Origin of the sequence: Gemmatimonas sp. (genome assembly GCF_044345575.1) — a bacterium.
GTDB lineage: Bacteria > Gemmatimonadota > Gemmatimonadetes > Gemmatimonadales > Gemmatimonadaceae > Gemmatimonas.
In genome coordinates this window covers 1-4,138 of sequence record NZ_JBIJAW010000291.1, presented here as the reverse complement: position 1 = coordinate 4,138, position 4,138 = coordinate 1, and the positions used below count along the sequence as shown (strand labels likewise).

General features: G+C 65.9%; 5 protein-coding genes. 2 read left to right on the top strand and 3 right to left on the bottom strand.

Translation table 11 applies throughout. The features are described from left to right. Positions 1–743 (top strand): AAA family ATPase (locus ACIQ6O_RS13785; protein ID WP_396208363.1); only part of this gene is annotated, 743 nt, incomplete at its 5' end. A 40-nt stretch (positions 744–783) separates the two neighbouring features. Next, a complete protein-coding gene (locus ACIQ6O_RS13780; RefSeq protein ID WP_396208362.1) occupies positions 784–1,590 on the top strand; it encodes a M48 family metallopeptidase in 807 nt (268 codons plus the stop codon). Here ACIQ6O_RS13780 and ACIQ6O_RS13775 read toward each other — a convergent pair. The 3 genes from ACIQ6O_RS13775 to ACIQ6O_RS13765 form a co-directional block, all read right to left on the bottom strand. Further along, positions 1,575–2,006, bottom strand: a complete 432-nt coding sequence (locus ACIQ6O_RS13775; protein ID WP_396208361.1) for a TerB family tellurite resistance protein — start codon at positions 2,004–2,006, stop codon at positions 1,575–1,577. The genes ACIQ6O_RS13780 and ACIQ6O_RS13775 overlap by 16 nt on opposite strands. Before the next feature lie 141 nt (positions 2,007–2,147). Beyond that, entirely contained in the window at positions 2,148–2,402 is a 255-nt protein-coding gene (locus ACIQ6O_RS13770) for a DUF4287 domain-containing protein (RefSeq protein WP_396208360.1), read from the bottom strand. Between the two features lie 59 nt (positions 2,403–2,461). Then, positions 2,462–3,898 carry a sulfatase-like hydrolase/transferase gene (locus tag ACIQ6O_RS13765; protein ID WP_396208359.1) on the bottom strand — a complete coding sequence of 479 codons (1,437 nt, stop codon included), beginning with the start codon at positions 3,896–3,898 and terminating at the stop codon, positions 2,462–2,464. Positions 3,899–4,138: the final 240 nt, after the last annotated feature.

Here is a 4,138-nt window from a genome sequence, read left to right as displayed (position 1 = left end):
CGGTCCCGTCCATCGCTGGCATGACGTCCATCGACCTCGACGCCCCCGTGGTCTGCTTTGTGGGCGAGAATGGGTCCGGCAAGTCCACGTTGCTCGAGGCCATCGCCATCGCAGCCTCGCTCCCGAGTGCGGGCGCTGCCACCCGGGCGGCAGATGATCCCACCCTCACTGACCAGCGGGAGTTGGCGCGGTCGCTGGCGCTCTCGTGGCGCACACGAAGCCATCGCGGCGTGTTCGTACGCGCCGAGGACTTCTTCAATTTTCAGCAGCAGCTCAAGCGCGAGCGTGCGGAATTCCAACAGACGCTCGCGCAGATGGAGGTGGACTACGCCGATCGCTCCGCCCATGCGAAGCAGCTCGCCATGGGCCCGCTCAGGGCAAGTCTGGCCGAAATGGATCGCCGCTATGGACACGACCCCGATGCGCGCTCACACGGCGAGGCGTTTCTCAACTTCTTTCAGGAGCGCCTGGTCCCACGCGGGCTCTACCTGCTCGACGAGCCGGAAGCCGCGCTGTCGCCACAACGCCAGCTCACGCTGCTCGCGATGATGCTCGATCTCACGAAGGAGGGAGCGCAGTTCATCATTGCCACGCACTCTCCGTTGCTGCTCGCGTATCCCGGAGCGGTGATCTACAGCTTCGACGATGAGCGTATCGAGCCCATCGCCTGGGAGCACACCGAGCACGTGCGGCTCACGCGTGATTTTCTGGCGGACCCGGCGCGGTATCTGCGAAACCTTTGAGCAGCGAAACGGTATTGACCGTACAGACACACTTTCACTGATGAAACGAATGCCCGCTCCACGGCCGAACGGTACCCGCATCCGCCATTCACTCGCCATCGCGGGCGCCGCCGTGTTGTTCACGGCGTGCTCCATGGACGCCGCCGAGGAGCGCCGGCTTGGCGCCGAAGCCGCCGCCGAGATCGAGCGTCGCGTCGATGTGGTACGTGACTCCGAGGGCGAGCAGGCATTGTCCACCATCGGCCATGCGCTCGTCGACGCCAGCGGCGACGTGTCACACCCGTACCAGTTCCGCATCGTGCGCGACTCCACCGTGAATGCGTTCGCACTCCCCGGTGGCTTCGTGTACGTGCACACTGGCCTGCTGCGCAACGCCCACGATGTGTCGGAGCTGGCTGGTGTGCTGGGCCACGAAGTAGCGCATGCCCGGCTGTCGCACGGCGCGGAGCAGGCGCGCAAGCAGCAAGGCCTCTCCGCCGCCATCACGGTGGTGTGCATGTTCTCCGGGCTCTGCGACGGTGGCCTGTCGCAGGTGGCCATCAACGTGGGCGCGAACGTGCTCACGGCCAAGTTCAGCCGCACCGACGAGCTCGAGGCCGATTCGGCGGGCATCGAGTACACCACGCGCGCCGGCGTCGACCCTCGGGGCATGATCCGCTTCTTCGCGCGCTTGCGTGAGCAGTCGGGGAACGTGCCGGCCTACCTCGAGTGGGTGTCCACCCACCCCATGGAAGGCACACGCATCGCCGCAGCCGAACGACTCATCGGCCCGGGCGCTCCAGCGTCGTCGCCGGCTGAACTCGAGGCCGCGTTCCGAGTGCTCCGCGCGCGTTACGGCGCGCGCTGAGCGCTCTCCGTCTTCTTGCGTGCTTCCGACAGGAAGGCGGGCTCGAGCTGCAACAGATTCGCCAGCTTTCGCATGAGGTAGCTCTCCCGCTCGGCCAGCACCCCGTCGGTGAGCACCACCTGCCACATGAGTTCCGCCAGCACCATGCGCTGCGGCAGGTCGTACTCGCGCACCACCTGCCGGGTGAAGACGAAATCGTCCACCGCATCACGAGTGGCGCTGACGGCTTCCTGCATCAGGGCATCGGCGCCGTCGCCGTCGACACCGAAGTGACGCTGCAGGATGTCGCGAATACGCTCCCGCTCCGCGTCGCTGAACTCGCCGTCGCTATTGGCCAGTTCGAGCAGCAGCGCACACGCGGCCACGCGCACATCGTGCGCATGCACCGGTGTGTGGGCCGGAATGGAACCTTGCACGCTATCGCGGACGAGCCTGCGGAGTGCGTCGAGCATCGGGGACGGGTGGGTGAGTGAGCGTCAGTGCGGTGGGAACCCACGCTAATGAAGACTACTGTGGCGGGCAATTCTGCGCATGTCGCCAGCAATCACCATGCGCAATCAGCTGCCCATGTGCGCCCGCGCGTACGCCACAATGGCGTTGGCATGCCCGTGGCCCAGCCCGTGTTCGCTCTTGAGGGTGGCCACCACTTCCATGTGCGCCTTGGTGGCCAACAGCTGTGCCACGAGGTCGAGCCAGTGGCGCATGGGCTTCCCGTAGGTCTTCTCGATGCTCGGGAAGTACGACGCGGGGCCCTTCAGCTTTTCGCCCGCGGGCGGCTCGGGCGGAAGCGGGATCTTCGGGACGTTCTTCATGGACGCTCCACCTCGGTTTTAAGCTGCTGCAACCCGCGCGCGACATCGGGGCCGTGATCTTAGCGCGCGGACAGCAGCCTGCCGAGCCGCGCCGTGAGATCGGCCATCACGCCGGCCGGCACCCGATCGGGATACAGGTTGTCGAGTTCGTGCGGATCCTTCACGAGATCGTACACTTCGTCCATGCCACGGAGCTCGTCGTACCTGATGTACTTGTAGCGGCTGGTGCGCACCGCCTTGTAGCCCATCCCCTTCACGCGCGGAAACTCGGTGTCGGAGTAGTACTCGATGAGCAGCTCGTCGCGCACCTGTGCCGCATTGGCCGCGAGGGCCGGCAGCAGTGAGCGGCCGTCCATGGACGCCGGTGCCTTCACGCCGCCGAGCGCGAGGAGTGTGGGCGCCACATCCACATTGCTCGCCAAGGTGCGCGGCTGCGAGCCGGGCTTCGCCAGCCGCGGATAGCGCACGATGAACGGAATGTGGATGCTGGGTTCGTAGGCGAGCCGCCGTTCCTGCGCGAGACCGAACTCGCCGTAGAAGAATCCCTGATCGCTGGTCACCACGATGACGGTGCGATCGCGCAGGCCTCGGCGTTCGAGCGTCTCGATCAATTCTCCCACGCTGCGATCGATCGCGCTGAGCATGCGAAGCCGGTCGAGCACCACCGAGTCTGGCAGGCCACCGGCGGGGCTGCGCGGGTCGGAGACATCGTACGGCCGCTGCAGCGCTGGCTTGCCGGTGAGCGGCGCGCGCCAGCTCGGGCCGCGCGGAATGGAGGCGTCGTGATACTGATGCGCATCGCGCGGCGCCGGCGGAAAGGAGCGCACGAAGTTGGGATAGATCTCCGGGTGCACCGCCTTCTGCGCCATGACCACCAGAAACGGCTGCGTGTCCGGCACCGAGGCGATGAACGACACCGCGTGTTCCGTGAGGATCTCGGTCATGTAGCCACGCGCCTTCGCCGGCTTGCCGTCGATGTTGAGATCGGGGTCGAAGTACACCCCCTGCCCCACGAAGCTCACCCAGCGGTCGAAGCCGGGGCGCGGCGAATCGTCGGCGTGCCCCATGTGCCACTTGCCGAAGAAGCCCGTGCGATAGCCGGCATCGTGCAGCAGCTTCGGGAACGTGACGATGCGGTGACTCTGCTCGGCCCGCTCACCGTTGTCCACGATGCCATTGCGATACGGATACTGCCCCGTCATGAACACCGCGCGACTCGGCGAGCAAAGCGGCGCGGAAGTATGGAAGTTCGTGAAGCTCGCGCCTTCCTTCACCAGCCGCTTGAGATTCGGCAGCTCGGCGAACGGATGATCGATGAGATCGTCGTAGCGCGCGTCATCGAGCAGCACGAAGACGATGTTCGGGCGATCCTCCGCAACCGGAACACCTGGTGCCGCCGGAGACTCGTTCGGCGTTACGGGTGCATCAGTGGCTGGACGTGCCGCCGCGAACAGCAGCAGCACGGTGATGGGGAGCACGCGGCGCAGGATCGGCATGGCGGGCAAACTGGTGGATGTGAAGCCGCCGACATCCCAGCGGACGCCCAAAGCTTACCACCTGAGCGCCGGGTTCGCCGCGACGCGGTTCGGGCAGTACAATGCTCACATAGTACACCTGCACACCCTCGCACGCCAATGCCGCTCGATCTCCAGAACGTCCAGCTGCTCTCCGTCTTCGTGATCTTCGCGCTCTTCGCTGGCGCGGAGTTGTTGATGGGGCACTTCTTCCCGTCCGCC